Below are 26820 nucleotides of genomic sequence, written 5' to 3' on the forward strand. Positions count from 1 at the left end.
GAACGGCTTTTTAGGCCCTGAGCGGTGCCAACAGCTGTTTAAACATGCTTTGGGTAATGATGTAAATTAGGCCAATCGCGATCACAGGCAATGCGGCAAAAAGCCACCAGTGCATTTGCGGTTGCATCTCAAAGCCCCATTTCACCATACTGGCAATGACAGCTTGTGCACCTATGGCCGCACAAAAACCCGCGATAACTGCCATGATGCCGTATTCAGCCCAAAGAGTGGCGCTAATGCGCTTTTTGCTGGCCCCTAGAGTGCGATAGAGCTTAATTTCCCGTTGGCGCTGCGACACACTTAAACGCAGTAAAGTTAACACTAGGAGTAAACCACTGATCACGGCTAAGCTGGCCAGTACGGTTAATGACCAAGCGACTTGGCCTAGTAAAGACTGAATTTGGTTGGCCATGGTACGCAGATCCAACACGCTGACCGTTGGGTAGTCTCGTGCCAGTTGGTTTAACAAATCCGATTGTGCTTGTTCAACCCGGTAACTGATGAGCCAAGTAGCGGGCAAATTGGCCAGCACATCTGGGCTAAAGATAAAGTAAAAATTGGGTTTCATGTTGCGCCATTCAACTGCGCGAATGCTGTTTACCTTAGCGCTAAAAGTTTGGCTATTCACACTAAAGTGTAAGGTGTCACCCAGTTCAATGGAGAGCCTTTTGGCGATTTCTTGTTCCACCGACACGCCGCCTTGAGAGGTCCACTCTCCAGCTACCAATTCATTATGGCTAGGTAGATTAGCAAGCCAGGTGAAATTTAACTCGCGGCGCAGGGCGGGGTCTTTTTCACTCTGCTGCGCTTCATCTTGTGTGGCTTGTGAAGACTGTAACACCTCGTCGTTACGCTGGATCAAACGGCCTCGGATCACGGGATAAGCCAGTGAGTGAGGCAGTTGCCACTGCTCAAGTTGATCTGTATAGGGGGCTACTTGCTCAGGCGCGATATTTATGGCGAATACATTGGCGGCATCAGGCGGTAAGGTTTGCTGCCAGTTATCAAGCAAATCACTGCGCAGTAGCCAAATTACGCTTAATAGCATTAACGAACAAGTCAACGCCCCAAGCTGAGCGATGCTGGCTGCTTTACTGCGATTAAGGCGGCTTAAGGCTAAGGTGATGCCCGGCCCCCATTGCTTCTGTTGCAGCAGTTTGGTGACGAATAAGCCTATTCCACCCAACAAAATCAGCAGTAGCACAAGGCCAAGTAAGGTTAACCACATCAAGGTATTGCTGCCAAACCAAAGCACCAAGCTTAATAGGGGTAACACGAGTAGGGCAAAGGGCCAATAGGCTTTGGTTTGCTTGGTTTCACCTTGAATAATGGCGGTAGCGGGCGTGTCTAGTAATCGCAGCAAGCTGATGCCCATGCTGGGCAAACCGACCAAGAGTGCTACGCCTATACTAATTAGCCATGGGATCAAGCCGATACTCGGTAACGGATCGGGCAGTAGATCTTTAAGAGGCAGCCTCAGTAATTGTTCTAATGCGAGCCCGGCAACTAAGCCTAAGGTGCTGGCGAGGCCAAACAACATGAGCAGTTGGCCTGCTAACCAACGCTTTAACCAGCTGCGGCTCGCCCCCAAGCTTTTTAACATGGCCACGGTGTCGCGCTGGGTATTGCTGTAATGCTGGCTGGTTAGCACTAAGGTGGCGCTGGCCATGAGCAGCACTAAGAGCAGGGTCAGTGACAAGTATTGCTGTGCTTTATTAAGAAACTCTGCGGTGCGCCCTTGGCTTTGTTCACTGATCCAGCGTTGACTTGGCGTGATAGGGGCTTGCTGCAACTGTTTTAGGGCGCTGTCCTCGCCTTTAAAATAGGCGCGATAACTTAATCTGGCGCCTTCGAGTGACGCCCCGGTTTTGGCTAAGTCATCAAGGTGGATGATGACTGTGGGCATTTGATTAAATGGGTTAAATGACAATTCGGGATCTTGAGCAATTAAGCCTGAAACGGTTAACTCGGCATCGCCGATGGCCACCGTGTCACCGACCTTGACGTCCAGCAAATTAAACAAACGCTCGGCAAGCCAAAGTTGATTGGGCTCAACATGGCCATAAAATGCCGCAGTATTATGACTGGCGTGACTGTTGATGGGGGTGGGGTCTAATACCAGCTCGCCCCTTAATGGGAAATCGCTTTGCATGGCTTTAACGCTTACCAACTGCATGCCATTATCACTAAATGCCATGGTGCGAATACGGGTTTGCAAGCTGTATTGTAAGCCTAATTCACTGGCCTGACTTAATAGCTCGGGGCTGATGGCTTGCTGATTGGATACCAAGACCAAATCGCCGCCAAGGGCTGAGCGACCTTGGTCGACCATGACTTTGTCAACCCGGGTGACCAGCGCGGCCAAGGCAAACACACAAGCCACAATCAAGGTTAAGGCTAAGGTAATGGGCCAAAGTTGGCCTTGCCAGCATTCACGCCAACGCCATTTTGTTAACAGATTCCCTTTCATTCGGCCACCTTACCTGCTGCTATGTGTAAGGTTCTATCGCAGCGCTCGGCGAGGGAGGGATCATGGGTTACCAGTACTAAGGTGGTGCCGTGCTCTCGGTTAAGCTGGAATAAAAGCTCAACAATGCGGCTGGCGGTTTGCTGGTCTAAATTGCCCGTCGGCTCATCAGCAAACAATATTTTGGGCTGGCTAATAAAGGCTCGCGCAAGGGCCACGCGCTGCTGCTCACCACCGGAAAGCTGTGAGGGTAAATGATCGGCGCGCTCAGCCAACCCCACTTGTTGCAGTAGCTGATTGGCCAATACTTCATCTTGCTTTGCGCCCTTGATTAAAAACGGTAGCATCACATTTTCCCGTGCGGTTAGGGTTGGGATCAGCAAAAAACTTTGAAACACAAAACTAATATGCTCGCAACGCAGGGCGGCACGCGCTTCTTCATCGAGTTGAGACAAGGCCTGACCAAGTAAATAAATCTCGCCAGAGCTGGCCACGTCTAATCCGGCAAGTAAGGTCATTAAGGTGGATTTTCCCGCGCCCGATGGGCCAACAAGGGCTAAGCTTTCACCCGCTTTAACTTGTAGCGAAACGTCTTGCAATATGGTCAAGCTATCCGTGCTTGTGGTAACTTGTTTAACCACATGTTCAGCTTTAATAATGGGATCAGACATGTATAAACCTTTTTTGTTTCTTTTAATGACTGGCTTAAGCCTAATGAGTAGCCTAGTGTACAGTCAAACCTTACTGATTGTGGGTGATAGCCTGAGTGCGGGCTATCAAATGGCAGCTGAGCAAAGCTGGCCCGCCTTATTACCTGAACGCTTAGCTAAGCAAGGTAAGCCCTATCAAGTCGTTAATGCCAGTATTTCCGGCGATACCTCAGGCAATGGTTTAGCTCGGTTACCTGAGCTGCTTAAATTGCATCAACCCGATTACGTGTTTATTACGCTGGGTGCCAATGATGGCTTACGCGGCTTTGCGCCACATATCTTACGTAACAACCTTACCAAGATGATCACTTTAGTGAAACAAGCAGGTGGCCAAGCCATGATCATGCAAGTGCAAGCGCCGCCCAATTACGGCAAGCGTTACAGTCAAGCCTTTGCTCAAGTCTTCACCGAGGTGAGTGAGGCGCAAAGTGTGCCATTATTGCCTTTTTTTCTTGAGCCTATCATTCTACAACCGGACTATATGATGCCCGATGGCTTGCACCCGACAGCAGCGGCGCAACCCCACATCGCTAATTTCGTTAGTGAGCAGTTAATTTCACATCTGTAACCCCATCAATATTTAATCTTTCAAACTTAACTTGTTAATTATTAACAGGTTAAGTTTATTGCAGTATTTCTTTTCTTTACCGTTAATTTATTTTGTTGGACTGTACAGGTTAAATGTTTTTCTATTCGCGCAACCGGACTGTTGCGGGGCTAGCGCACTGCGCTCAAGCTCAAACGTGCGGCTATTGGGCTGTGAGGTAACAGCCTGTTTTTAAATTAATTTTTTTGGATTGATCCATGACACAAGCAACAGATCTAGAAGCCGTTCGCGCTAGCTACAATGTGCGCCACTGGAGCCAGGGTTTTTACGGTATTAATGATGAGGGTGAAGTATATGTTGCGCCTAAAGCGGACGAGCCTAACCACACCATCGCCTTAACTGAAATCAGTCAGCAGGTGCAAGCGAAAGGGTTAAGTTTACCCGTATTGGTGCGCTTTCCGCAGATACTACATCAGCGGGTCCATAATTTATGCGCCGCGTTTAACCAAGCCATCGCTGACTACCAATATGATGAGAAATATTTGCTGGTTTATCCTATTAAGGTGAATCAGCAGAAAGAAGTGGTAGACCAATTGCTTGCTAGCCAGCAAGACAAAGAGGTAAAACAGCTTGGCCTTGAAGCGGGCAGTAAAGGTGAATTGCTCGCCGTGCTAGCGCTGGCACAAAAAGTCAGCTCGGTCATTGTCTGTAATGGTTACAAAGACGAAGAATATATCCGCCTTGCTTTGATCGGTGAAAAGCTGGGCCACAAGGTGCATATTGTCTTAGAAAAAATGTCTGAATTGGCCATGGTGCTCAGAGAAGCAAAAAAGCTTAACGTATCACCGCGCCTAGGCTTGCGCGTGCGTTTAGCATCGCAAGGTAAAGGCAAATGGCAAGCCAGTGGCGGCGAAAAATCCAAGTTTGGTTTATCGGCTTCGCAAGTATTGCAAGTACTTGATGTCTTGAAACAAAACAACCAAGTGGATGCGTTGCAATTGGTGCATTTTCATCTTGGCTCGCAAATGGCCAATATTCGCGATGTGCGCACCGGTGTCAGTGAGGCCGCACGCTTTTATTGTGAATTACGAGAGCTGGGTGCGAACCTATTGTGCATGGACGTCGGCGGTGGCTTAGCGGTGGACTATGATGGCACGCGCAGTCAATCGTCAAATTCCATGAACTACAGCTTGGCCGAATATGCCAATAATATCGTTTATTGTATTGGCGATATTTGTAAGCTTTATAACCAGCCAATGCCGATGATTATTTCCGAGTCAGGTCGCGCCCTGACGGCCCATCATGCCGTGCTTATTTCAAATGTGATTGGCGCAGAAAGCTACACGCCCGAGGACATAACACCACCGGACGCCGAGCAACCTTTACTGCTGCAAAATATGTGGCGCTCTTGGTTACAGTTAAGCGGCCGCAATGATGATCGCGCCTTAATTGAGATCTATCACGACTGTCAAAGCGATTTGGCCGAAGTGCACAGTCAATTTGCCATGGGCGTGTTAAACCTGACCCAACGCGCCTGGGCGGAGCAGCTTAACTTACGTCTGTGCTATGAGCTCAATCAAATGCTGGACACCAAAAACCGTTTTCACCGCCCCATTATGGATGAGTTAACGGAAAAGTTAGCGGATAAGTTCTTTGTCAACTTTTCGCTATTTCAATCTTTGCCCGATGCGTGGGGGATAGACCAGGTGTTTCCTGTGTTGCCTTTGTCCGGTTTAGATAAGGTGCCCAGCAGCCGTGCTGTGTTATTGGATATCACCTGTGATTCCGATGGCACCGTGGACCAATACGTTGATGGTCAAGGCATTGAAACCACCTTGCCTGTCCCGCCTTGGTCGAGTGACAAAGAATATTTAATGGGCTTTTTCTTGGTGGGGGCTTATCAAGAAATCTTAGGTGACATGCATAACTTATTTGGCGATACCCACAGTGCGGTTGTGGTGATGGACGAGCAAGGCAAAGCAGAGGTGGTGTCGATTGATGAAGGCGATACGGTAGAAGACATGCTGCAATATGTGCATCTCGATGCGCAGGAGTTTAGAGCCGCGTTCCGTGACTTAATTAGCGCGAAAATCCCAGCCAGCGAGCAGCAACAAATCTACCAAGAGCTGGACTTAGGTTTAAAAGGCTATACCTATCTGGAAGAGGTATAAACTCAACATAATTTGCCGCTAGGGCTAATACGCCCTTGCGGTATCTCATTTATAAATAAAGGCTCGATGGCCATGAATGATGTGTTTTCACAAATAGATAACTCACTTTACTCCAATGGGATGACGTTTTTACGCCAGCCCTTGGTGCGAAACCCTCTCTCCACCGATGCGGATGTCGTTGTGCTTGGCTTGCCGTTTGATATGGCTACATCGGGCCGTTCAGGGGCGCGCATGGGGCCCGACGCCATTCGTCGAGCTTCGGTTAACCTAGCTTGGGAAGATCGCCGTTTCCCTTGGCCTTTTCGATTGTTTGAGCATGTGAAGCTGGTCGATGCCGGTGATTTAGTCTTTAGTTGTGGTGACAGCGCCGATTTTTGTCAGCGTTTGGAATTGGCTGCATCGCAAATATTAAGCAGCGGCAAAGCCTTATTGGGTTTAGGGGGCGACCATTTTGTCACTTTACCCTTGTTGCGTGCCCATGCTAAAAAACATGGCAAAATGGCTTTGATCCACTTTGATGCCCATACGGATACTTACAGCAATGGCAGTCGTTATGATCACGGCACCATGTTTTATCATGCTCCCAATGAAGGGCTTATTGATAAGCACCATTCGGTACAAATCGGTATTCGTACCGATTACACGGAAAAGGGCCATGGTTTTAATGTGATTAATGCGATGCAAGCCAATGACATGAGCGTTGCCGACATTGTTTCGCAAATCAAAGCCACGGTTGCCGATTTGCCGGTCTATTTAACCTTTGATATTGACTGTTTAGATCCCGCCTTTGCGCCGGGGACCGGCACGCCCGTTTGCGGTGGACTAACCACAGATAAAATACTGAAAATCATACGCGGTTTACAAGGTTTACCCCTAGTCGGGATGGATGTAGTTGAAGTTGCACCTGCTTATGATAACAGTGAGATCACCGCGTTAGCCGGGGCGACCATTGCCCTAGAGCTGCTTCACTTGTGGGCTGTAACCCATCAGTCATGTTAAGGCCTGTTGGCCTTATGACGCCGGCTCAATAAGATGAGGCCAATGAAAACTAAGCCATAGCTAAGCCAACGACTCGATTGCCATTGGTTTAGCTTATGGTCGAGTTGCGCTTGCAATGACGCCAGTTGTTCTTCAATCTGATGTGCGCTGTTTCGCATCGCCTTCATTTCACCCTGTTCGTGAGCAAATCTTACCTCCTTCATTAGGTCGTCAATACTTTGTATTTGAAGTGAAAAATCGGTTACGGATTGTCGCAACTCAGGGGGAACCCCTTGCCACTTTTGCAGGCGAGACAGGGTGTTTTGAATGTCAGCTAATAGTTGATGATTATCTTCTGTTACATAATTAAGTAAGCGCTCGCGCAAACCCAGTAGTTGGGCGTAAAAAGCAATATTAAATTCCCTTGCTTGGTTTTCTAGCTCTTTTTGCTTCACCATCAGTAAGTTGAGTTCGCTGAGCTCTTGTTGAGGGCGATAATCTAGTTCACGAATGGTGGCGGAAAAGTGCTCTTGATATTGGTTGAGTAATTGGGTTATTTGCTCAATTTGCGCCGCTGAATCGGTTGTGCAATGTCTGGCAAGGTTCACTTCTTGATAGAGCTGCCCGCTTCTGTCGAACAATTGGTTTTTATACTCGGCTTGGCGTCTCGCGATGTAATCTTTCTCATGGCGTCGTAAGGTTAATAACGAAATTTGCGCTTGTTGAATGGTGTATTGGCATTGATAAACCTGATTTTGCTGATAATAGCCGAGCTCCAATAGAATAGCGGCTAATACTAAACTGGTGATAGCAAATAGCATACCTCGATTGAGGGCTCGATTGAGTCTTCGACTAAGCGCCTTGGCCATTTAGATCCCTATACTGCTCATGTTTTGTCAAATTATAGACCAAGTTAGCCACGGACAGCTTGCTCGAGCAGCCCTAAAGTGATGTCTTATGGTTGCCATCGGAACTATTTTGCCATTAAGCCATACGGTGGGCTTACGACCATGGCGGGACTTGCCTGAGTGGTGCTCGTGGCCGCTAACCCTTGCCAATCCAGTAACATGATGGCTAAAACATTGCGGTGCTCGCCACGCTCTAAATTAATATCGCCACTGACTGACGGGATCATATTATGCAGTGGGTGAATGGCTTGGCTGATGGCTTGTTGGGTTTTTTGCACAACGGGATCATGATCTAACTGAGCCAACAAAAAGTTGAGTCCTACCTCGGCGATGACGTCTTCTTTACAGCGAGCCAATATGCTGTCTATGTTGTTACGGTAGTAATCAAATATCCATTGATGCTGACTTTCGACGACAGGCTTAAGGTAATATTGGGAGTCGGCAAAAATAATATGGCTCATGCCATAGATCTTATTGTTAAATTGCTGCTCACTTAACAGGTGATCTTGTTCGTCTGGATAGGCAAGACGAAAAGCCTGGCTAAAGGCTTGCGTTAAATCTTGCTCCCCTAATTGGCGCAACCAATAAACATGATTTGCCATTTGCGCAGCCCAAGCGCGGATCATCTCTGGATCCATGGCGTACTTGGCAAAATCATAACGGCGAATGATCTCTCTCAATTTGGCATCCTCTTTGTGCTTAAGGCCAAACTCATCCGCTCTTGCCATGGCGCTTAGTAAATCTAATCCCAGATACATATATTCGGCTTGATTCAGCGTTGCTTGGTAACGGCGTTTTTCGCGCTCGGTTTGCTTACCTTTCAGGCTCTGCAAACGCGATAGCGCATAAGCTTGGATTTGAGTGGGTGTGTGGACATCGCTGGCAAAATGATTAAGGCGATTGGCAACACGTGCGAGATCAACCCAAAGAGATAACAGGTATTTAGGATCATGGGTTTGGCGATGCATTCGCAGGCCATAATGGGCGAAAGTGTAGGGCTTTAGGGTAAATAATGCGGCTTCATAAGTGGTTTTTATTCGCTGTGCTTGCTCAATATATTGCTGTTTTAGTGCTTGTTCTGGTGCGACTTGGGCCTGACAAGTCGAAAACAGACTAAACCAAATAAACAGGAGCAGGCAAATACCGGAAATACGTTGGGGAAAGAGCTTCATCGTCCATGACTTTTGTGAGTAGTGTCTAGCTAGATGCTATCAAGTTATCGCGCTGTGCGCGCTGATATTTTTTTACCCTTAGATAAACCATGGCTTGTCAATGTCACTCCCCTTAAGGAGCGGTGATGCCTTATTGGCAGCGGGTAAAGAGTTGCTGCCATTGCTGCTGGTGGCGCCGGCTGGCTTGGGTGAGGCGATGTTGCGTGTTGAGTATTTGCGGTATGGCTTGGCGCGTGGGCGCTTCAATTGCCTCAGGGATGGGCTCAAATAAGGGGGCAAGTAACGGCATCACTTGGTGCAGCTCACTATTTAAGGTGGCGATATAGGGCTGCATCAACGCCACGTAGCGGTGACTAAAAATGGCTTTTAACTTGTTAAATGACATGGGATGGCGACGGCTATGGCAGGGGATTTCCTTGCCCTGAGAAACCAACAAATCAGTGGCAAAATCCAGTGCTTTGATAGCGTGCTCAGAGGTCATTAATAGGCTCGGTAGATAACGGCTTCGGCTCATGACCTCTAAGTGAAGATTGAGTTGGGCTGCTGAGTGTGCCTCGCTCGATGGTGGCTGGCTAAGCTTAACTTGGTTTAAATATTTTAGGGTCGCCAAACTCGCTTGGCTAAATTGATGACCTTGTAAGGGAAAAAGCTGGCTATGGCCAAAGAAAAAACCATACCCCATGTTATCACTGAATAACAGTTGCCAGAAATAGAGGGGGCGTTTTTGCTGTTTTTCAATCTTTAGCTCACTGAGGAAGGCACGCTCTTTAGGGCTTAATGTGTCGACAGTATTTAGGCAATGGGTAAGCTGTTTAATTAAGTTAACTTGGAACAAAAAACGATCACCACCTCCTTGGTGCTTGTTGAGGATTTGATTTTTGTCACTGGCCGCATACAAAAGATCGCATTGTTTAAGTATCAGGCTTTCTAACAAGGTTAACTGGCGATCAGGTGACGCCAGCGTTAAGTGACGCTTGCTGGGGAAATCAGTGATTTCTCTATCGGCTTTAGGCACATTAAAGGCATCAGCCAGAAAATCACTGTATTGGTATAAGGCCTGTTGTTCTGCTTGGCGGCATCCTGATAACAAGACCGTTGAGCCCATCATGATCAAGAGTAGGCATGCCCATTTTGATGTACTTATCATGGTTTCAACTAAAACAAGTGGTTAGTAATGTACGTAACCAAACGTTAGCTGGATTCTTATCCATTTTTTTTGACCAATTCATATACATGCTCATGGGGGCCACTTTAAACGGAACGGGTAAGATTCTGATGGGTAAATACTGTTGCAATTCCATTGCGATGCTCTCGCTACAACAACCTAGGGCATCGCTTTTTGCAACCATGGCAACCAAGGCCAAAATGGAGGCTTGTTCGCTGTAGAGTGCTCTTTTTGGCAGAGGTTCAAACGCCAATTCATCGACCACAGACTTATTGAATCGTCTTAAATTTAAGGTGACATGGCGCTCGTTGAAAAACTGCTCATAGCTGAGGTGATCTTGAATTCTGGGGTGGTCAAGGCGGCAAATACAGCACATCTTATCTTCTAACAGTTTCTGTGAATTGATGCTGGCACTGCCAGGTTTGATGAAATCCAAAATCAGGTCAACTTGGCCAATGGCCAGATCATCATAGGTTTCTTCTTCGTATTTTGAAAAAGCCTTGACGATCACTTGGCATTGGTAAGGACTGAGCAGCTGGGTCAGCTTGTCATTAATGTTAAGCATGTAGCCTTCATTGGCGTAAACAATTAATTCGCGATGGCTGGTTTTTGGATCAAATGCTTCGTAACCTTTGACGGTTTGTTCCAACGCTAACAATTGCGGTTGCACTTGGCGGAACAAATCATGGGCGCTGATGGTCGGTTCAACGCCTTTGCTCTTACGGGTAAAAAGCTCGACGCCCAAACGGGTGTTCAATCGTTTGATGGCATGGCTGACCGCTGAAGGCGTTAAATCTAATTGCTCGGCGCTGTGGCTATAGGAGCAGGTTTGATACACGTGAGTAAACACGCGCAATAGGTTTAAATCAAAGTGATCGGTTTGTGCCATAACCCTACCTAACATGCTGAAGTGAAATCTGTTTATAGCATGATGATGAGCGTCTTGTCTGCTCTAGGTGCACCTTAGGTATGCCTTAGGTACGCCTTAGGTACGCCTTTGGCAGACTCAAGGTTCGGAAATGTTGAAAACTTGGGCTAGACTCAATGAAAAGTCATCAAAACTTCTCTTAATGTCTGAACTTCAAGGTAAAATTAAATCACGAAATCGATGGGCACTGCTAACCATTGCGGTGTTACTGTCTATGTCTATGTTAATGATTCAATATTTTATCTCGTTGCAGCGGGCCGATTCTGAAGTCATCAATATTGCGGGTAAGCAGCGTATGTTGTCGCAACAAATTACCCTATATATTGCCTTATCAACCTCTTCTCCTGATGCTGCTGCACGCTATCGAATCAAGCTTGCAACTGCCATTGAGCAATTTATTGCCGGCCATCGGCACCTACTTAGTGTCGACAATGGCGGTCAGTATTTGTACCTAGATAAAGAATTGCAACAATATTACTTCGGGGCGCCAACAGATCTCGACAAATTAACCCGGCATTATTATCAACATGCCCTGTCTTTACTTGATGGGCTGGGCCAATCTTCGATGGTCGATATCGAGCACCATGAACAAATAGCCCACCTTTTACTATCCAAGTTAGACGGTGCGGTTGCGTTATTTGAAGACAAAGCCAGTCAAAAAGTGACCTTGCTATCGGTTTTAGAATTGCTCACTTGGCTGACCATGTTGGCCTTATTAGCCCTGCAGCTTAAGCGGGTTTTTATCCCGATGGAGCAAATGATTGCAACGACCTTAAGCCGGCTGACGACAGAGCAGCAACGAACAGAGCAAGTCAATCAAAGTAAAGACCGTTTTATCGCTCGCGTCAGTCACGAGCTGCGCACCCCTTTACAGGGCTTACTCAGTGCAATTGAAAACCTCACGGTCAACACGGGTCGGCATGGCATTAAGTTGCAAGCCCAGCACAGTGTAAGCCGCTTATTGCTGGTATTAGATGAGCTAAGTGATTATCACCAGCTTGCGACGGGCCAGTGGCAATTATTTCCCAGTGTGGCCAATTTACAACAAAACCTGATGGCGGTGCTGCCTGCCTTTGATTATGCCTGTCAAGAAAAGGGGCTGGAGCTGAAGGTAGATTTTGATGCTAGCTTAAATTGTGATGCCCAGTTAGACCATGCTCGGTTAACCCAAGTGGTCAATATTTTGCTCTCCAATGCCCTAAAATATACTCACCAAGGCTTCATTTCTGTGGCGGCTAAAGTTGAGGCAAACCAGCTTTATTTGGAAGTCAAAGATAGCGGGATCGGCTTCAACGGGGTGTACCCTTATTTAAATGATCAAGGAAGCGAAGAAGACCACTATTTTCAGGGGCTGCAAACCAGCTTAGCTCGCTTGCAATACATCTTGTCCAAGCAAAATGCGCAGGTTGAATTTAGTGATAACCAACCTCAAGGGGCGGGTGTCAGTCTGGTTATACCGCTAATCACGGTCACCCATGATTTAGCCCAATGGACGCCTAAGTGTGCGCTGATTGTCGAAGATGAAAGGGTGAACACCCTAGTGTTACAGCAGTTATTAAGTCATCTTGGTATTGACTGTGATGCGGTGGAAAATGGCCTGTTAGCGACACAACAATTGGCTGAGCGTGAATACGATGTCGTTTTAATGGATATTAATATGCCAGTGATGGATGGTTTTGCCGCCATCGAAGCCATTCGCAATCAATTACATTGCCAAACACCGATTTTGGTGGTGACCGCCAACACGGCGGCCAGCACGTTAACGCGGATCTACCAACTGGGGGCGAATGGACATCTGTATAAGCCCATCAACTCGACCAGCTTAACCACGGCGTTGAATATGTTAGGGGCTAAATTAGCGAGTGGCTAAATTAGTTAGTCGTTAAATCTAGGCCTCATTAGGGTAGTTGAGCTGCCAATCTTGGCGTAGCTGATCCATTAATCCCAATACGCTAAGGCTAAGCTTTGCGGGCACCAAGGGACTCATTGTGAGTCCTTGCGCCAAACAAGCTTGCATGTGCCGCACTTCTAATTCATAGGCACTGCCTTGATAGGGGCAGGGAAGCGTTTTAAGTAAGTGCCCACTTTTATCTATCACCTTGATGGCACTTGGGGCAAAGCTAAAGTTATCAATTTCTGCCATGGCTTTATCGCCCATTACCCTCGCTTGGCAGGGGATGTAATGACCGATACTAAAATCCAAATTGGCCATTAAGCCATGTTTAAAAACTAGCTGCACTTGAGCGTGTAAATCCACGCCCGTTGGCGCTTTTTCCACTTGGCTATGTCGTTGAGTGATGTCGCCCCCGCCTATAAGGTAAGCAAACGTCAAGGGGTAGATGCCGATGTCTAGCAGCGCGCCGCCGCCTAAATCTGGATTAAATACGCGGTTTTGCCAGTCTTGCTCCGCCGCAAACCCCATACTTGCTTGAATGCCTTTTAGTTGGCCTAACTCACCATCGGCAATGAGTTTTTGCAGTGTGCTAAAAGCAGGAAACTGCGGGATCATCATGGCTTCCATCAGCATCACTTGATGCTTTTTGGCGAGGGCAAAAAGCTCGTCGGCTTGTTGGCGGTTTAAACAGATAGGTTTTTCACACAACACGGCTTTGCCCGCCAAAATACTTGCCTTGGCTTGGCTGTAGTGAAAAGGATGGGGGCTGGCAATATAGACGATATCTAGGCTTGGCTCGGCTAACATCTGCGCGAGATCGTCATAGTAATGGCTGGCATTGTGTTGCTTGGCAAATGCTTCGGCCGAGCTAAGGGTTCGCGAATAGACCGCCATTAGGTTAGCATCTTGGACTTGTGCTATCCCATTGGCAAATTGTGTGGCGATATTGCCGGTGGCGATAATTCCCCAGTTAAAACGTGGCATTGGCATCCTTGATATTTAGATTGATTTGATTGTGATGGCGCTTGTATAGTGAAACTCTTTTCAGTCGTACTTTAAAATTTCTTTAGCAGCTTAGGAAGCACTTCATGGATCTTTGGCAAGGCTTGATATTAATTACCTCAATTCATCTGTTGGCTGCAGCCTCACCCGGGCCAGATTTTGTGTTGGTGTCGCAGCAAACCTTAAGCCGCGGCAAAAAAGCCGGTTTGCTTTGCAGTGTGGGTATCGCGTTGGGGCTTTCCATTCATATTCTTTATTCGGCCTTTGGCTTAGCCGCGGTGATTGCCAATTCGACGAGCTTACTTTGGCTGATAAAGGTCTTAGGCGGGGGATACCTTTGTTATCTGGGCATAAAAGGGCTATTGGCCAAGCCGATTGCGCCTAGTGCGTCAGCTGAGTCTGTTGCGCCAGTTAAGCCATTATCTGGTGCGAAAACCATAGGTTTAGGCTTTTTATGCAACGCCCTTAATCCTAAGGCGCCGATTTATTTTGTGTCCCTGTTTACCCTAGTGCTCACCCCAGATATTCCCATGGGCCATTTATTTATCTATGGCGTATGGATGATGGTGATCCAATTAGCTTGGTTTTCGGCCGTGGTTGGCCTGTTATCTCGCCCCGCGATCAATCGTAAATTTATGCGTTTGGGTCATTGGTTAGATCGCATCTTAGGCGGTGCCATGGTGGCATTAGGATTAAAAATTATAGTGAGTAAGAGTTAGCTTTACTGCAACCACAAAGCCGCACACTAGGTGCGGCTTGGATAGGGTTTAAGCCTTATGTGTTACCTATTATGTGTAACGCGGTCTTCGTCTTGCTGCGACTAAGCCCATCAATGCAGCTAAGCTAAGCCAAGTTAGGCTACCCCCGCCGCCAGAGCCAGTTGATACTTGACTCTTAGTTTCGGTTGATGTGGTAGACGGATCAAGATCAACAGGGGCTGTGCTAGGCTCCGCGGTAGGCGCAATCGTAGGCGCAGCCGTTGGTGCAATAGTTGGCGTAGCCGTTGGCTCTGCGGTAGGGGCCGTTGTGGGTTCAGGCGTTGGCTCTAGTGTGGGCTCTGGCGTAGGCACGGGCGTAGGCTCTGGCCCATTGATAATGACTTGCACTAGGGCTGTGCTTATCCCGCCTTGGCCGTCACTGATTTCATAACTGAATTGATCCCTTAATTGCGTGTTGCTGGCAAGAGAGCGGCTTAACTGGCTATCAAACTCGATTTGATGATTAACGATACGGGCCTGACCGTGAGTTGGGGCGCTGACAATGCGTGTAAGGGTTAACGCATCACCATCGATATCAATATCGTTGGTCAGCACATCTAGCATGGCGAGACTATTTACGTCTTGGTGAAAATCATCATCTTGAGCATTGGGCGCGTCGTTCATGGCCGCGATAGTGAGGCTAACTTGTGCTGGCTTGGATTTCACCCCGTTCGCCAAGATCACCCGATAACGAAAGCTGTCCTCGCCATTGGCATTGGCAGTGGCTTGATAAAGGCCGCTGGCGGTATCAAACAGGCCCAACTTAGGCGCTTCGACGAGTTCGATTGCCTGCATTGGATAGCCCAGCTTAATGAAGTCATTCGCCACAATATCGAGTGTCAACTGAGTGTCCTCATCCAGTTGATAGCTATCGCTTTTGGCTTGCACAAACTGGTTTACATCGGTTTCTAATAACGCAGCAAAGGGCGCATTAAGATAACCATAATTAAACAGCGCGCCGTCTTGACGCTCTTGCGTGGTGCCAATCCAGCTTGGCGTAAGATCGTACAAGCGGCTGCTGTAGTCATGGCTATATACCGGGTTAATTTCGAGCTCGCCGCCGGTCACTTCAAATAATAAGATCCCCTTGCCTATGGGCAAGCTCACCTGAGATGGCAGCATAATGCGCCCTTGTTCTGCATCAACTTGCCCCTGCCACAGCAACTGAGGTGTCCTTGCGTTGAGATCGAGGGCTAAGCCGGTACCCTCGCTGGCATAGTAGCTAAGGGTTAGGTCAAGTGGGGCAAAGCCAGTGGCATAGGCAAAATAGTTAAACCCGACAAACTGATCAAAGGTTTCACTGATATCGATGGCAAAAGCAATGTTGTTTAACTGATGTCCACGGTAAAGATAACCTCGCTCAAGGGGAGTAAACCAAGCACTTTTGTTAGCGTGATCGGGCAAGGTTAAGGTAAAGCTGGCCTGCTCAGCCTGACTTTGAATGTCGCTGATTTCGACGCCCGTTTGCTGGCCATACACATTCAACAGTGACGGCGCTGAATGGTCACCGAGTACTGGGTTTTGACTACTGCCCGGGTAGAGGTCGCCTGCGTCACTTTGACCTTGGTTAAAGCCAAGGTGATTGCGGTTATCTGCTTGCATGACTTGTACTTGCATTGGGCTGTTGTCATTAAAAGGCTGGCGAATATCCACGCTGGTGATCAGCACCCCTTCACTCACCAAGGCTTGATCGTAGCCTTGCAGGCGGCGGTTTTCTATATACAAGCGAGGCCCTGCCTCCTTAAGATAAGGGTCGAGGTACACCATGGCACTGTCATGCTGCGTATCTAGCCGATATTGGCCGGATTGGGTTAACACCCTTGGCGTCATGAATCCAGCTGCTTGTTTACTCCATGCCGTCATATTTACTGGGGTGTCACCCGCATAGAGGTCACCGGGTTTTTGCGTCCATGAGCCCCCACCCATTAGGCCCCATTCACCAATCGAACCACGCTCAAAGTAGGAATATAAGTCGGGTAGGCCTAACATCAAATGACCCAGTTCATGAACGATCACGCCCAGGGTAGCTTGATTGTCATTTTGAAAGTCACCAAACACGCAGTACTCAGAAATACTCACCTGATCTAAGGTGATAGCAGTATGGGCCGACTTATGAGGCCAGATGGCAGGGGTCTGCAGGCTGCCTGACATATCATTACCGGCAAATACAAACATCACCGATAGTTCGTCAGGGCTGATTTCACCGTCTTGGTTGTGATCGTACTGGCTTAAATCAATGTAAGGATCGATCTGTTGGTAGGCTTCGCTAAAGGCATAGTCCAACAGCGTAGGGCAAAAATGTTGATCGTTACAATTTGGGTGGGTTTGGGCCAGACTGACATTAATAATGCCATCATCCACAGTGCCTGCGGTTTCTTTGGCTGGGACAACGTGATACTGGTTATTGGAGTTAGCTAAAAAATAATCCGAGGTGCTCTGACCCTCATGGCCAAATACGCGTTGACTAAAGTCATGCACCATATTCTGGTCGCTAAATGACACTTGCACCACTAATAATGGCTGCGTCACCGTTTTATCAGACGCGCTTCTCCTTTGAATGTGTTGGCGCGCTTGAGGTCTCGTTTGCTCCGCCTTGGCAAATGCTTTGTTTTGGATGGCGAAGGTGTTGCCAATAAAGGGATTAAAAAAAGCGAAATCAGGTGCGGGCTGCGCTGCCCTAACCGCGATATCCGAGGCGACAATATGAGTGCGTGAAACCGCACTTTGGTCTTTAATTTGGGTTGTTCGAGCATATACCCAGTGATCTGCTTTGGCGGGATCGCGCGTTATCGCTGCCCCTTGCTCTGTTTGGTACCAATGTTGGCCAAAGCCACCGCGTATCTGCACTTGTTGCTCACTGCCATCGGCTAAGGTGATGGTATGGGAGCCGGAGGCGGGAGGGGTGGCCGCCAAACTAGGCATAGCAATGGGCATAGCGGTGAGCACAGCGAGCCAAGGAAACAGCTTGATCTTGTTCATATCGTCCTTTTTGTACTGCAAAACAAGGGAACCCATGATTGTCGGTGATTAGGACGATTTCTCTAACCGGATTTAAAAAAGGCTCAGATAATGAGACTGGTTTGCTGTTGTAGTGAGCAGGGGCTTGTGAGCTTGTATTCCAAAGCAAACAAAAAAGCCCCTGAGGTAGGGGCTTAAGTCCGTCATGATGTGTGATTAGCGGTTAATCGGTGAAATACCGGTTTTTGCTTTACCATAGCTGTAACCGCTGTGATCTTGTGGCAGAGCCATCTTAAACCAGAACTCAAAATCATCCATGTATTGAGTCAGCTCATCTAACTTAGCTGCGTTGCCTTCCAGTTTAGCGCGACCTGATTTTACAAGTTCAGGCAGGCTAACTTGTTTAAGTAGCATCAAGGTCATATCGGCGCGATTAAGAATCAGGCTAAAGTCGGCTTCTTTAATGTTATAACCTTCAATGTTGCTTAAGCGACCATTACTGGCTTCAATGGCATACTGTTCATCGCGATCTGGCATGATCAGGTTTGCCTTAAGGGTAAAACCATCCTCGGCGGCTTTAGGGCCGTTAAAGCGCACGCCCATAAAGTTAAGAAAATCACGTGTGGGCATGGCTTGCATTATATCCGGTGTCACTGCCTTAGTTGAGTTCACCTTGACGATGCCGTTACGCAGTTCACTGGCGCCAGCAAGGAATACGTTACGTTCGCCCGATGATTCGCTTTGGTAGCCAAGCTGCTCTAAACAATCGGCTTGTAGATAACGGGCTTGCATATTTTCTGGGTTGGCAAACACCACGTTATTGACCACGGTCGCACACCAGCGATATTCACCTTCTTCGAGGGCTTGTTGACCCACTTTAAGGATGTTTTCTTCACCAAAGGCTTCGGTGTACTTGGTGGCTTCATCGACGCTATTTAAATGCAACAAGTTAGCTGGGTTCATGTCGAAGTAACCTATGTATTTATTGGCAACCGCTTTAGCGTTGCGGTGATATGAGCCATGATAACCGCGTAAGTACCATTCATCGGCTAAGGCTTTTGGCACATAAAACTCATCTTGAATGTCGGTGATGCTGACGCCGTGGTTAATCAGACGCAAGGTTTCATCATGTAAATAGCCATACATGTCACGTTGCTTGCGCATGTAGTCTTGGATTTCGGCATTGCCCCAACGAGGCCAGCCGTGGGAGGCAAACAACAGCTCGGCTTCACCGCCAAATTTATACAAGGCTTCGTTGATCACATCGGCCCATTGCAAGGTGTCGCGCACAAAGGCGCCGCGCAGGGTGTAAACATTGTGTAGACCCGCTACCGTGGTTTCTGCACCCCAGTAGGCTTTATAAGCCGGAATATAGGTATTCATTTCCGATGGCGCTTCGGTATCGGGGGCATTTTGCATGATCATCTCAAGGCCATCGACCGTCACGGTTTCAATGTCTTCATCGACTTGATGAGTGGGTAAAATCAGTGATAAACCGCCGTTAGCTACGCCTTTACCGATCGCCGCATCCACTTGACCTAATTCGCTTTTTTCTAAGGTGTTGCCGTACTGATACACCACACGACGCGCCATCACATTGCCTGCCAAGACGTTTTCTGAAATAGCAAAGTCAGAAAATGCGCGCGGTGCGATGATTTCCACTTCGCCTTTATCCACTTGCTCCTGGCTCACCACGCCTTTTACGCCACCAAAATGGTCACCGTGAGAGTGAGAGTAAACCACACCTTTTATGGGTAAATTGCCATCTTTAGCGTGTTTTTTAAATAATTCATAGGCGGCGGCCGCCGTTTCTGGAATGGTTAGGGGATCAAAGACGACCCAACCATTATCACTGCGAACAAAGCTGATCTGAGCGAGATCATAACCGCGCACTTGATACACCTTACCCGGTAGCAACTCATATAAACCGTGCTTCATGTTCAGCTCGGCTTGACGCTGCATGCTGGGGTGAATGCTGTCGTAATCTTTGCCTTTTAAGAGGTAGTCATAGCTGCCTAACTCCCATACCACATTGCCGTTGGCATCTTTTATTTCTAAGTTGTCTTGACGGGCGATAAAGCCTTTATCGGCTAGCTCAAAATCTTTGTCATCGGCAAAAGGCAAGCTCTTGCGCAGCTCATTTTGGAACTTAATGGTGTGCTCGGAAGCGGGCTTTTGTTTTGCATTCCATTGTTCGTTAGCATCGCCATTGGTTTCGCTAGCCCAAACTGAGCCAGACATTGCGAGGGCAATTGCGGTCGTGATGGTGGTAAGTTTCATAGTGAGCCTCTTTAATTGATGGCAAAAAGTGATGAGTTTGTGGCTAGCTCATCGATGGCAGGCCTTCAACTCGTTGTTCGCGAACAATTAACCGTATGTTCGCTGCATTAATTGGGTAAATTCGGTTTGGCTGGTGGCGTCATGCATTAGCTGCAAGCGAACAATATCGCTAAAGCTAGCCTGTTTTCTGGCCATGGCCGCGAGTGCATCTACGTCGGTGACCAAGATGTCTTGAAATTGGTCTTTTGGCACTTCATGTGCATTTAATGTCAGGGATTGACCGTCGCCGCGTAAACGTAAAAAGTGCATACCGCTGGAGTCAAATAAGGTGATATCCAATATTTCGCCTTGGTAATGCTGCTGCAGCTGACGTTGCATCATAAATTGCACCGTATTTAATGAGGTATTGGCAACGGGCGTGATCTGCCCCTTGCTGATGGCCTGATACATGGCATCGGCGAGGGCATAAGTGCCAGCAGGTACGCTGATTAACACCCCGTCAATCGCGCCATCACCAATACAAGCCTGGCTGGTGGCAAGGGGCATGGCACTTAGCAAGGTGCCTAGGACTAAAGGTCGTAGTCGTGCTGGTTTCATTTTCGGCCTCATTGCTGTTGAGCGCATAAGGCCATATTAGGAGGTGTCACTTAAGCTAACAATAAGGCTACCTTAAGTTAAGGTGTGAATTATATTCACATCAATGAGGCTTACTGCAAATCTTCTATTGTGATCGGGTGAAATTGACTGCAGGCATTGACCAAGGAATTGGCCGTGAGGCTGGGCACGCCATAGACATCACAGCGCACCCCATATTCAGCCAACTTGGTGAGCAATAAATCAAAGTCACCGTCGCCCGATAACAAAATCACCTTATCGACTTCGCGCACGGCTTCCATCATGTCTATGGTAATGCCCACATCCCAATCGCCTTTGGCTGAGCCATCACTGCGTTGAATATAGGGTTTTAGTTTCACCTCAAAGCCAATGTGGCGCAGGGCGCTTTGAAATTTATGTTGGCCATCATCATCGCGTGCGATGGCATAAGCGGTGGCGGCGACGATCTCATCTTGCGCTGCGATGTTTTGCCAAAAGGCGCGGTAGTTAAACGGGCGCCCGTAGGCTTCGCGGGTGGTGTAGTAAATATTTTGCACGTCAACAAATATGGCAACGCGGCGTGGTGTTTGCTGCACAGTCGGTTCCTAACATGATGAAAATTCCGTTTTCACCCTACAGCAGTTGTGACTGGCTGTTAAGTAATTGATGGTTAATCCTTGCCATCAATAATATTGAATCACTTGTTAAAAATTATCAAATTTTATTATTTGGTGTTCTCACCTAGTCTGATTAGGCGCTCATGTTTGGCGCTTTGAATATTAAAAAATATGAATCAATAAGATAAGGAGAGGATATGCAAAGAGAGAGGCTAGATAACAGGTTATCGGGAGGCTGCTATTGGCAGTTTGCCTCATGAGTCAACTACCTAGGTTGATCTCGGCATCGTCAATCACTGACAAGGAGGCAACTTATCCGACACTGGCGCATTCTGCCCTAGGGCATGAACAACACCTGCAACCCTTGGCTAAGCCAAGCCTAGTCGATTTGGCGGCGCATTACGGCCACGACAAGGCAGTCAAAGCACCTTGGTACGCGTTTGGCTTGGCTATTTTTGCCGGCGCATTTATTGCCCTAGCGTTTGTTTTTTACATCACCGTCACGACAGGCGCGGGAGATTTACCTTGGGGATTTGTTCGCTTGGCAGGCGGTTTAGCGTTTAGCTTAGGTTTGATCTTAGTCGTGGTGTGTGGCGCAGAGCTATTTACCAGCACGGTATTAACCACCATCGCCTGGGCCAAGAAAACCATTACCACAGGTCAGTTATTGCGCTGCTGGGCTCGCGTTTACAGCGGTAACCTAGTGGGCGCGCTGCTGATGTTGGCCTTGGTAATGGAAGCCGGTTTGTGGCAATTGGATCTTGGCCAGTGGGGATTAAATGCGCTGCATATTGCACAGCATAAAATTCACCACAGCTGGGGCCAAGCCTTTACCTTAGGGGTGCTTTGTAACTTATTGGTATGCCTAGGTATTTGGATGACTTTTAGCAGCAAGGACATGTTGACTAAAAGCCTGCTACTGGTACTACCTGTGGCTATGTTTGTTAGCAGTGGCTTTGAACACAGTATTGCTAACTTGTTCATGGTGCCACTGGGCATCGCTATTCACACCTTTGCCAGTGACGCGCTCGCCAGCAGTTTAGCCGTCAATCCCGTTGAGTTGACGACTCAATTTAATGATTTAACCCTGGCTCATTTTATCCTTAATAACCTGATCCCGGTGACTCTAGGCAACATAGTTGGCGGCGGTCTGCTGGTGGGGTTGGGTTATTGGGCCGTTGAGCAGGGAAAGCAACCAATACCAACCACCATCGCAATGAAACACAACCCAATTTCAATACAGGATGAACAAGAAATGAAAAATGTAATTAACCAATTAGCCGTTAAAGATCTGATGGACACCAGCCCTGTTACCCTCAGTGCCGAGATGAATGTATATCAAGCCATTGAGCTGTTAGCCGAGCAGCAAGCCCGCTGTGCAGCCGTGGTCGATCCACAACAAAGGTTGTTAGGCTTTGTCTCTGAACAAGATTTATTAAGAGCCATGTGGTCTGAAGAATACAGCACGCAGATCCAGCTAGTGGTGGGGGATTTAATGCAGTTTGAGATCTTAACCGTGGCACCTAATGACTCGGTTGCGCAATTGTTAGAGTCCATGGTGGTGGATAAAGAAGCCCTGTTTCCTGTCTCTAGCACGGGGATGTATTTAGGGGGCGGCTTCCAAAGCTATGAGGCGCGTTTACGTAGCGCCAGCGCCCGTCGCCCAAGTGCTTATCCCGTGGTCGAGCAAGGGCAATTATGTGGCATGATCCAACGTGAGCATATTCTAAAATGTTTGGTGCGTGGCCATAAGCCAAAGCAAATTGAAACTCAAAATGAGGCCGTTAGTGCGGCTTAATAAGCAAAAGCAATAAAAATTAACTAAGCCAAAGCCGTTGCAATCAAACCTTGCAACGGTTTTTTATCGATTTAGCGAGTGGACTTATTTGCTTGGCGCTCTCTGCGTTTGACTAGGCGTCGCGCTTCGGCCAAAAAGCAATCACGCAGCGGGTTTTCACCGGCATCATTACGCCAAATGAAAGACAAGCTGCGTTTCATATTAAGTTGCGGGGTATTAAGCACCACCAAGTGGCCATTCGTCACATCTTGCTCGACATCTAAATAGGGCACGCAGCCAAGATAATTGCCGTTTTTGACCAAGGCTTTTAACACGGGCACATGTTCGTATTCCTTCCAGACATTAATGTTTTCAATCAGGCCGTGCACCGCACCATCAAAAATTCGTCGCGTTCCCGCGCCCTGTTCGCGCAAAACCCATTTGGCTTGCTCAAGCTGAGCTAGGTTGACCGTGGTATGACGGGCAAAGGGGTGGTGCGGTGAAGCTATCACCACGAGATGATCGTCCATCCAGGTTTCAGAGTGAATCCGTGCGTCATCATTGCGTCCTTCGATAATGCCCAGTTCATATTCATAATTGAGCAAACCTTCAATGACATTTTCGGTATTTTCAACTATCAGCTCTACCCTAAGCTCTGGAAAGTCTTCATCAATTTTACTGATGAGATCGGGCAGCAAATGCTCCGCTGCGGTTTGGCTTGAGCCCAATTGCAGTTGGCCACTGATGATATGCTGCTCGTGTAACCCTAATTCAATTTGCTGCGCATCTTGCAATAAACGCTTCGCTCTGGGCCTAAGCCACTTGCCCCAGTGGCTTAGACTTAACCGGTTGCCTTGCCGGATAAACAACGGGCGATCGAGTAAATTTTCAAGTTGTGACAATGACATGCTGACGGCCGATTGGGTCATGGATAACTTTCTTGCGGCGGCGCTCACACTTTCCAAACTGGCGACGGCATCAAATACGGCTAATTGTTTTAGAGAATATTTCATCATGACAAAGGGCTCGGCTAAATGAGGGATGGCACCATATCGAGTGTATTTCTGTAGCTGGGACTAGGTATCAGAAATATTGATGGTTTATTTGATGCCTATTTTATAAGTTAGCCACAGCCTCAGCAATGCCTTTGTTCTGCGCTGATTTGATCTAAGTCGGTATTTATCTTTTAAAAATGAAGCTTTATGCAATTTATCGCGACTAATGTGATAAAAAAGTAGAATAGTTGGATTTACAGCTAGCCATAAAGCGTCATGCTTTGCGGTTGGCTGAGTCTATATGTGGTTGAAAATGGTGTTTCATGTCTGTTAATCGTTGCAAAAAGGTCTCTTCTGCTACTTCATCGCGCGCGCCAAAAAATAAGGGCAAGCGTCACCGGGTTAATTTATCTCCTGCTGGCCGTAAGGCCACGTCCCCTCAAGTGGACAAGGTGAAAGCTCGCCCTGGGGCGGCAAAAGCAGGGCTGCACCAGCGCAACCCGCATCAAGGGCGATATAACATGGCGGCATTAACTCAAGCCTTACCTGAACTAAAGCAATATCTTCGCCTGAATCCTCGCGGCGAGCAGACCATCGATTTTGCTAATGAGCAGGCGGTGTTGTGTTTAAACCAAGCCATATTGGCCCATTATTACAAGGTGAAGTTCTGGCAAATCCCTAAGGGCTATTTATGCCCGCCCATCCCAGGGCGGGCGGATCATATCCACCATATCAGTGAGCTACTGGCCAAACTGAATCATGGCAAGGTCCCCACAGGCAGTAAGGTTAAATTGCTGGATATCGGCACGGGCGCTAACTGTATTTACCCTATTATTGCCAGTCAAAGCTATGGCTGGCACTGCTTGGCCAGTGACATTGACCCGGTATCGGTGAATACTGCCAATGCCATTGTTAAATCGAACGCCGTACTGACGGGAAAAGTGGAGGTGAAATTACAATCCAACCCAAATCAGTATTTTAAAGGGATCATCAGTGCCGATGACAAGATCAGTTTAACCCTGTGTAACCCCCCGTTTCACAGCTCGTTAGAGCAGGGCTATCGGGGCAGCCAGCGGAAGTGGCAAAACTTAAGCCGCAACAAGGGAAACCAGCACAACAAGGGTAAAGGGCACGCGCCGCAAAAAGGTAAACCTCAACTTAACTTTGGTGGCCAACAAGCTGAGTTGTGGTGCCCGGGGGGAGAGCTCGCCTTTGTCAAAGGCATGATTAACGAAAGCCGTCAATTTGCCGATCAGGTGTGCTGGTTTACCAGCTTGATTGCCAAGGGCGAGCACGTTAGGCCATTAAAAAAACAGTTAGCTGAGGCGGGAGCGGCTCAGGTCGAAATATTACAGATGCAGCAGGGACAAAAAATAAGTCGCATCGTCGCGTGGAGTTTTCAAACACCCGCGCAACAAGGTGCGTGGAAAACGCATTGGTAATAATTAAATAAAAGAGGGAAATGATGCAAACAATAACGGAGTGGGTCAATCTGATTAATGGCTTTGTCTGGGGCACACCTATGTTGGTGATGATCTTAGGGGTGGGGCTATTTTTATCATTAGGCTTAAAACTATTGCCTATTTTAAAACTAGGCGCTGGCTTTAAGCTGTTATGGCGTGGTCGCAGCGGCGATCAAAGTAAAGAAGGTGATATCAGCCCCTATAATGCGCTAATGACGTCCCTTTCTGCCACCATAGGCACGGGGAATATAGCGGGGGTTGCCACGGCTATTTTTGTCGGTGGGCCGGGAGCATTATTTTGGATGTGGTGCACCGCCTTAGTGGGCATGGCGACTAAGTTTTCCGAGGCGGTATTGGCAGTAAAATATCGTGAAGTTGACGCCAACGGCCAGCATATTGGTGGCCCCATGTATTACATAAAAAACGGCCTTGGCAGCAAATGGACTTGGCTGGGCACGGCATTTGCGTTTTTTGGTGCGTTTGCTGGCTTTGGCATAGGTAACACGGTGCAGGCCAACTCCATTGCCGATGCGTTAAATAGCAATTTTGGTATTCCCATGTGGCTAACCGCCGTGGTACTAACGGTGCTGGTAGGCGCGGTGCTCATGGGGGGCATCAAGCGTATCGCCGATGTGGCGGGTAAGCTTGTGCCCTTAATGACGGTGTTTTACTTCACCGCAGGGGTAGCGGTGTTAATCATTAATATCAGCGAAATCCCTGCAGCCATCTCTTTGATTGTGCACAGTGCGTTTAATCCGGTGGCCGCGCAAGGTGGCTTTGCTGGCGCGGCGGTGTGGGCAGCCATTCGCTTTGGTGTCGCGCGCGGTGTGTTTTCAAATGAAGCTGGCCTAGGTAGTGCCCCTATTGCCCATGCCGCGGCGCAAACCAATAATCCAGTGGAGCAAGGTCTAGTGGCCATGTTGGGGACCTTCATTGATACCTTGATTGTCTGTTCTATCACCGGCTTAGCGATTATTGTCACTGGGACGTGGACCTCGGGCGAAACGGGGGCTTCGTTAACTTCATTGGCCTTTGCCGAGGCTATCCCTATGGGCAACTATGTGGTGGCTATCGCGCTGGCAATCTTTGCGTTTACCACTATTTTAGGTTGGAGCGTGTACAGTGAGAAATGCGTGCAATACTTATTAGGCGAGCGTGCCATTAAGCCGTTTCGTTTAATTTGGACCTTAGTCGTGCCGATTGGTGCCATGTTGTCGCTGGACTTTGTTTGGTTATTGGCAGATACCTTAAATGCCATGATGGCGATTCCAAACTTGATTGCCCTAGCGCTGTTAAGCCCGGTGGTGTTTGGTTTGACCAAGCAGTATTTCAACAAGCAGAAATAATGTTTCAAGTTAACGCAGCAGTGAGCTAATGCAAAAAGACTGCTGCGTTGACTCGCTAGTTACGCCTAAGGCTTAACTAAGTTACAACTT

At 47.9% G+C, this 26820-nt stretch carries 20 protein-coding genes; 8 read left to right on the forward strand and 12 right to left on the reverse strand.

The genetic code is table 11. The annotated features are described in order from the left end of the window. Nucleotides 1–10 precede the first annotated feature (10 nt). Together K6Y21_RS00085 and K6Y21_RS00090 are read right to left on the reverse strand one after the other, a co-directional pair. Nucleotides 11–2470 carry an ABC transporter permease gene (locus tag K6Y21_RS00085; protein ID WP_233069564.1) on the reverse strand — a complete coding sequence of 820 codons (2460 nt, stop codon included), beginning with the start codon at nt 2468–2470 and terminating at the stop codon, nt 11–13. Then, a complete protein-coding gene (locus K6Y21_RS00090; RefSeq protein ID WP_233069565.1) occupies nt 2467–3138 on the reverse strand; it encodes an ABC transporter ATP-binding protein in 672 nt (223 codons plus the stop codon). The genes K6Y21_RS00085 and K6Y21_RS00090 overlap by 4 nt, the downstream gene beginning before the upstream one ends. Between K6Y21_RS00090 and K6Y21_RS00095 the strand changes: the two genes are divergently transcribed. From K6Y21_RS00095 to speB, 3 genes are all read left to right on the forward strand, one after another. Beyond that, nucleotides 3137–3745 carry an arylesterase gene (locus K6Y21_RS00095; RefSeq protein ID WP_233069566.1) on the forward strand — a complete coding sequence of 203 codons (609 nt, stop codon included), beginning with the start codon at nt 3137–3139 and terminating at the stop codon, nt 3743–3745. The genes K6Y21_RS00090 and K6Y21_RS00095 overlap by 2 nt on opposite strands. Before the next feature lie 236 nt (nt 3746–3981). Beyond that, on the forward strand, nt 3982–5895 hold the full coding sequence (speA, locus tag K6Y21_RS00100; protein WP_233069567.1) for a biosynthetic arginine decarboxylase: 1914 nt from the start codon (nt 3982–3984) through the stop codon (nt 5893–5895). A 72-nt stretch (nt 5896–5967) separates the two neighbouring features. Further along, the gene (gene speB / locus K6Y21_RS00105; RefSeq protein ID WP_233069568.1) at nt 5968–6894 is read left to right on the forward strand and encodes an agmatinase; all 927 of its coding nucleotides are present in this window, start codon (nt 5968–5970) and stop codon (nt 6892–6894) included. Here speB and K6Y21_RS00110 read toward each other — a convergent pair. The 4 genes from K6Y21_RS00110 to K6Y21_RS00125 form a co-directional block, all read right to left on the reverse strand. Continuing rightward, entirely contained in the window at nt 6891–7742 is an 852-nt protein-coding gene (locus tag K6Y21_RS00110) for a hypothetical protein (RefSeq protein WP_233069569.1), read from the reverse strand. The genes speB and K6Y21_RS00110 overlap by 4 nt on opposite strands. 104 nt (nt 7743–7846) lie before the next feature. Then, nucleotides 7847–8953 (reverse strand): DUF3541 domain-containing protein, encoded by a 1107-nt coding sequence (locus K6Y21_RS00115; protein WP_233069570.1) that lies wholly within the window; start codon nt 8951–8953, stop codon nt 7847–7849. Between the two features lie 130 nt (nt 8954–9083). Next, a complete protein-coding gene (locus K6Y21_RS00120) occupies nt 9084–10100 on the reverse strand; it encodes a DUF3080 family protein (protein WP_233069571.1) in 1017 nt (338 codons plus the stop codon). A 4-nt stretch (nt 10101–10104) separates the two neighbouring features. Further along, nucleotides 10105–11007 (reverse strand): LysR family transcriptional regulator, encoded by a 903-nt coding sequence (locus tag K6Y21_RS00125; protein WP_233069572.1) that lies wholly within the window; start codon nt 11005–11007, stop codon nt 10105–10107. A gap of 130 nt (nt 11008–11137) precedes the next feature. On the opposite strand from K6Y21_RS00125, the gene K6Y21_RS00130 reads away from it, so the two are divergent. Next, nucleotides 11138–12916 (forward strand): response regulator, encoded by a 1779-nt coding sequence (locus tag K6Y21_RS00130; RefSeq protein WP_233069573.1) that lies wholly within the window; start codon nt 11138–11140, stop codon nt 12914–12916. Between the two features lie 18 nt (nt 12917–12934). On the opposite strand, the gene K6Y21_RS00135 is transcribed toward K6Y21_RS00130, so the two are convergent. Further along, nucleotides 12935–13924, reverse strand: coding sequence for a Gfo/Idh/MocA family protein (locus tag K6Y21_RS00135; protein WP_233069574.1), 990 nt, complete (start codon nt 13922–13924; stop codon nt 12935–12937). A 104-nt stretch (nt 13925–14028) separates the two neighbouring features. On the opposite strand from K6Y21_RS00135, the gene K6Y21_RS00140 reads away from it, so the two are divergent. Beyond that, nucleotides 14029–14661 (forward strand): LysE family translocator, encoded by a 633-nt coding sequence (locus K6Y21_RS00140; protein ID WP_233069575.1) that lies wholly within the window; start codon nt 14029–14031, stop codon nt 14659–14661. Nucleotides 14662–14730: 69 nt separating this feature from the next. Here K6Y21_RS00140 and K6Y21_RS00145 read toward each other — a convergent pair whose 3' ends face one another. The 4 genes from K6Y21_RS00145 to K6Y21_RS00160 form a co-directional block, all read right to left on the reverse strand. Next, nucleotides 14731–17679: a M6 family metalloprotease domain-containing protein gene (locus K6Y21_RS00145; protein ID WP_233069576.1), complete on the reverse strand. Its 2949-nt coding sequence runs from the start codon at nt 17677–17679 to the stop codon at nt 14731–14733. Nucleotides 17680–17874: 195 nt separating this feature from the next. Next, on the reverse strand, nt 17875–19938 hold the full coding sequence (locus tag K6Y21_RS00150; protein WP_233069577.1) for an alkyl/aryl-sulfatase: 2064 nt from the start codon (nt 19936–19938) through the stop codon (nt 17875–17877). Nucleotides 19939–20025: 87 nt separating this feature from the next. Beyond that, nucleotides 20026–20535: a hypothetical protein gene (locus tag K6Y21_RS00155; protein ID WP_233069578.1), complete on the reverse strand. Its 510-nt coding sequence runs from the start codon at nt 20533–20535 to the stop codon at nt 20026–20028. Between the two features lie 110 nt (nt 20536–20645). Further along, complete coding sequence (locus K6Y21_RS00160; RefSeq protein ID WP_233069579.1) at nt 20646–21128, reverse strand: LabA-like NYN domain-containing protein; 483 nt, start codon at nt 21126–21128, stop codon at nt 20646–20648. A gap of 277 nt (nt 21129–21405) precedes the next feature. Between K6Y21_RS00160 and focA the strand changes: the two genes are divergently transcribed. Continuing rightward, the gene (focA, locus tag K6Y21_RS00165) at nt 21406–22947 is read left to right on the forward strand and encodes a formate transporter FocA (RefSeq protein ID WP_233069580.1); all 1542 of its coding nucleotides are present in this window, start codon (nt 21406–21408) and stop codon (nt 22945–22947) included. 71 nt (nt 22948–23018) lie between these two features. On the opposite strand, the gene K6Y21_RS00170 is transcribed toward focA, so the two are convergent. Beyond that, complete coding sequence (locus tag K6Y21_RS00170) at nt 23019–23939, reverse strand: LysR family transcriptional regulator (protein ID WP_233069994.1); 921 nt, start codon at nt 23937–23939, stop codon at nt 23019–23021. Nucleotides 23940–24244: 305 nt separating this feature from the next. Between K6Y21_RS00170 and rlmF the strand changes: the two genes are divergently transcribed. Continuing rightward, complete coding sequence (gene rlmF / locus K6Y21_RS00175) at nt 24245–25363, forward strand: 23S rRNA (adenine(1618)-N(6))-methyltransferase RlmF (RefSeq protein WP_233069581.1); 1119 nt, start codon at nt 24245–24247, stop codon at nt 25361–25363. 23 nt (nt 25364–25386) lie between these two features. Then, nucleotides 25387–26730, forward strand: coding sequence for an alanine/glycine:cation symporter family protein (locus K6Y21_RS00180; RefSeq protein ID WP_233069995.1), 1344 nt, complete (start codon nt 25387–25389; stop codon nt 26728–26730). Nucleotides 26731–26820: the final 90 nt, after the last annotated feature.

The organism is Motilimonas eburnea (genome assembly GCF_021295345.1).
GTDB classification, from domain to species: Bacteria; Pseudomonadota; Gammaproteobacteria; order Enterobacterales; family CBDFNC01; genus Motilimonas; species Motilimonas eburnea.